At 47.5% G+C, this 4,038-nt stretch carries 4 protein-coding genes; 1 reads left to right on the top strand and 3 read right to left on the bottom strand.

All coding sequences use genetic code 11. The features are described 5' to 3' along the window. Positions 1 to 293, bottom strand: a 293-nt coding sequence (locus tag VIM87_RS17495) for a dihydrodipicolinate synthase family protein (protein WP_331998248.1), incomplete at its 3' end; no start/stop codon positions are given. Between the two features lie 19 nt (positions 294 to 312). Continuing rightward, the gene (locus tag VIM87_RS17490) at positions 313 to 777 is read right to left on the bottom strand and encodes a cupin domain-containing protein (RefSeq protein ID WP_331998247.1); all 465 of its coding nucleotides are present in this window, start codon (positions 775 to 777) and stop codon (positions 313 to 315) included. A 119-nt stretch (positions 778 to 896) separates the two neighbouring features. Between VIM87_RS17490 and VIM87_RS17485 the strand changes: the two genes are divergently transcribed. Continuing rightward, positions 897 to 2,297 (top strand): PLP-dependent aminotransferase family protein, encoded by a 1,401-nt coding sequence (locus VIM87_RS17485; RefSeq protein ID WP_331998246.1) that lies wholly within the window; start codon positions 897 to 899, stop codon positions 2,295 to 2,297. A gap of 19 nt (positions 2,298 to 2,316) precedes the next feature. Here the strand turns inward: VIM87_RS17485 and VIM87_RS17480 are convergent. Further along, positions 2,317 to 4,038: hypothetical protein (locus tag VIM87_RS17480; protein ID WP_331998245.1), on the bottom strand; the 1,722-nt coding region annotated here is incomplete at its 5' end.

The following is a 4,038-nucleotide window of genomic DNA, read 5'->3' as shown; positions in this document are numbered from 1 at the left end:
TTTTCTGCAAACCGGGCATGATAGATCGTTTTATCCGTAGTAAGATTGGATACCCCGACCAATGTTGGAACACGGCCGGCTACCTGTTGGATAGTTGCTTCGGTGATGGCTTCTTTTTCGGGATCGGTAAGGTAAGGCAATACGCCTGTGCTGCCCAATGGGGCAATGCCGTGTGAGCCTGAGCTCACCAAACGTTCTACCAGCCTTTTGAACAACGGGATATCTACTTTCCCGTCTTTGTCAAAGGGTGTGATGGGATAAGCGATAACACCCTTAAATGGAATATGCTTCATGTTACTTTTTGAGTTTAGATTAAAGATCCCTTCCTTCTTCTTCCCGGAGCGCTACGCCAAGGTTCTGCAGCTGCGGGGCATTTTCGCAGGCAATATATTTTGCAGGTTCTGCATCGCTCAGGTTCTTATGCCGGTGCCATGCCCAGGAAGGAATGTAAACGGCATCACCGGCTTCCCATTCTACACGCTCCTCTTCAATTTCTGTCCAGCCTTTTCCTTCCAGCACATACAATACCGTTTCGTAGGTATGCCTGTGACGGTTGGTTATTTGCCCGGGCAGCAAACCGCCGATAGTCATACTTACATTCTTGCTGGGCAGGTCCACAAAGAATACCGGGTGTTTGCGCTCCGTGGAGAACTGATTGTGCACGCCTGCCTGTTCCACATTCTTATGAATGAGATAGGGAGGTTTTACATATTGCGGTCTTGCAAAGGTCTGATGGAAATCTTTTGAGCTGAACTGCTTGGTTGTTGTTGTTGACATCTTTAATAATATTTATTGGTCCTATGCATTATTGCAAAACAAAAGTATCCTAACTTTGGACTACCAAACTGATACAGTTTTCACAAAAATTGCTAGTCCAGATGCTAAGACCATGGAAATTGGAAATACAGTTAGATCACAGATCCGGTAAGGCTATTTATCTGCAGATAGCCGATGCCGTTATTGCAGATATACAATCGGGCAGGTTAACAAAAGGAACTGCTTTACCGGGAAGCAGAATGCTGGCGCAGGATCTGCAGGTGAACCGGAACACCGTTGTAGAAGCATTGAATGTGCTGTTGAATGAAGAGTGGCTGGTATCCAGGGAAAGAAAAGGCATCTTCGTGTCTGACGCCCTGCCTGCGCTGAGGAAAAGCCGGTCGTCACAGCGGAGCTCCAAGCCGGAAGATGTTGAAAAGGACAGCTGCCGGATCCATTTTGATGACGGGCATCCCGACAGCAGGATTGCCCCGGTTGCGGAGCTGGCCAGGGCATACCGCCAGATCTTTAACCGGAAAGCCAAATGGCAGATGATGGGATATGGCAATGAGCTGGGCGATATTGAATTCAGGAAGGCCATTGTACAAATGCTGAACCTCCAGCGGGGACTGAAGCTGGACGAGCACATGGTTTGTATCACGCGTGGCAGCCAGATGGCCACCTACCTGGCCGCACAGTGCCTGATAGAAAAAGGAGATGTTGTGCTGGTGGAGAACCCGGGGTATCAACCTGCCTGGAAAGCCTTTGAAAGCGCAGGCGCAAAACTGATCCCCCTGGGCGTGGACCAGAATGGATTGATGGTAGAGGACATTGAAGCAATACTGAAACGGCATAAAAGGGTGAAGGCTGTTTATACCACACCGCACCGGCAATACCCCACCACCGTGATGTTAAGCCTGCAAAGAAGGCTGGAGCTGATCCAGCTATCAAATAAATATGGTTTCATGATCATTGAGGATGATTATGACAATGAATTCCATTTCGGCTACCGCCCTATCATGCCCCTATCCAGCTACCCGGAATTGAAGAATTATATCTATGTAGGTACCTTAAGCAAGGTGGTTGCCCCGGCCTTACGGATCGGTTACCTATCCTCCAACGACCCTTCTTTTATAAAACGGGTTGGAGCGTTGCGGAAGATCATTGATGTGCAGAGCGATAATATCATGGAGCAGGCTATCCTTGAGCTGATCCGGGACGGCACGCTCAAACGTCATATCCGTAAGGCTACGCAGCATTACAAGACCAAAAGAGATCAGGTAGCAAGCCTGCTGGACCAGTACATGAAAAACAAGGCAGACTATATTGTTCCTGAAGGAGGCCTGGCATTCTGGATCACTCCCAGGAAGGATACCGACTGGAAAAAGGTATCGGAACGGCTCCGGAAAAAGGGAATAAAAATATTCACGCCTGAGCTTTACAGCTTCAAAGAACCTGTAAATGGCCTGCGGCTGGGATATGGATCACTAGCCGAAGCGCAATTAGAGGAAGGATTGAGAATATTAGGCGAGTGTTTGTAATGGCAGGTCTGTAATATCATTAAAATCCTATTTTTCCAGTCAGCTCATCACTTAATATACCATTTTCCTTCAGCTTAAGCTTTTTGATCTTAGCGATCACTTTTTCAAGGTCCTTTTGATAGCCTGCATCAAAGCTGGTGGCCTTGTGTAAGAGCAGCGCCTGGGTTTCGTAAAAAGGATTGAGCACCTCCTTATCTTCGATCGGGGCGATGGTCTTCATCGTTGTTTTAATATGCTTAATGCCTTCCAGCAGGATGTTCAGGTCCGTTGCCGTTTCATAACAATAATAAGCTAAGCTGTTATGTGCGCTGCGTATTGCTGCACGGATGGGATTAAACTCTTCCAGGTAATCCCACAGTGTAAGCTTTTCCAGTTCGGCAATAACGCTGCGGCAAAGTGCAAGCGATTCATCTTTCCGGCCCGCTTCATAAAGCGCGTAGCGCTGGTAATCCCATACATAGGCCCACAATCTCATTTCTGAACATTGTGCATCCCTGAGCTGCTTTTCGGCCAGGGAAAGTATATCAATTGCAGCTGCATAGCTATTATCCTGCACCAGCAAAGTTGCTTCCTTCATCCGCTCATCAAATTCCGCCTGGCTGAACTCATATACCGAAGGAACAGCCGGTAACTGAAAGCCTGCATAGGGATATGTTAACCAGTACTCCTCCTCTATTTTCTGTGATTTGGCAATGTCCTGCGACTTTTGCCAGTATTCACCGGCTTTATCGGTGTTACCTTCCAGGAAGTAGCTCCAGCCAATGTAATAAACAGCCTGATGACGGTAATCGTCACGGGTGCTGGCTGCATTTTCCACTTCTGCCAGCTTCGCCCTTGCCGCCTCATATTTCCTGTTCAGGATCCGCCCTAAGCCCCAGTTCAGGAGCAGGTAGTCTGGGGAAAAGCGGTTCTTATATCTTACAAAAAGTGTTTCAAAGGCTGCTTCGTAATGCTCATGCGGAACATATTTACTCAGGCCACTGTCTTTTAAAATGGCCGCTGTACAAAATGCTATAGTCCGCAGCGCAATGGGTATGAATTTAATATTAGCGATATCCCTGCTTAAAGCCAGCTCGCATACCTTTGCATTACGTAAGGCCAAGGGTACATACTCAAGCGCAGCGCCATAATCCATAGCGCAGGCGGTTTCGCACATCTTTGGAGTTACCAGGTGTTCAGGCACAAACTGGAAATCATATGAATCCTTTGCAACAGCGATCTCACAGATCTTCTGAGTAAGGTATTCCGCCGGCAGGTCGTAAATGCGCTCACCGGATCTAATTGCTTTAATAATAAACTCCTCATCCCAAAAGCAGGCCCATACCTTGCTGAAGGTGTCGTAATCAAATTCTGATTCCGATGCCCTGCGCCATCTTTGCCGGTCATATTGCTCCACAATAAAGGGCCATTCAGGCTCCTGACCGTATTTTGCGGCAGCATACTCATATACTTCCTTACTAACCAAACGGGCAGGAATGTTTTTGATAACATGCATTCCCAGGTCTATGGCCTGTTTAATGTATCCGCTGGTATAGTACCTTGAAGGAAGATCCTTACAGTGCGTATCCTGCAGGTTACCACCGGCAATGAGGGCAATATTCATGCGCTCATCTTTAAAAGCTGCAGGCACATGATTATAGTTATACTGATGGCCGCTAACCGCCCGGAAACACAATTCATAACTTAACTGATCCTTTGGCACATAAGCCAGATCAATGCCATGCGGATGCACCCGGTAGAT

Source organism: Chitinophaga sp. (genome assembly GCF_036569125.1).
Lineage (GTDB): Bacteria > Bacteroidota > Bacteroidia > Chitinophagales > Chitinophagaceae > Chitinophaga.
This window is presented reverse-complemented; position numbering and strand designations above follow the sequence as displayed.

What these genes read in the sequence shown, in the direction of transcription:
- VIM87_RS17490 (WP_331998247.1), bottom strand. Translation starts at nt 777, where the DNA reads ATGTCAACAACAACAACCAAGCAGTTCAGCTCAAAAGATTTCCATCAG.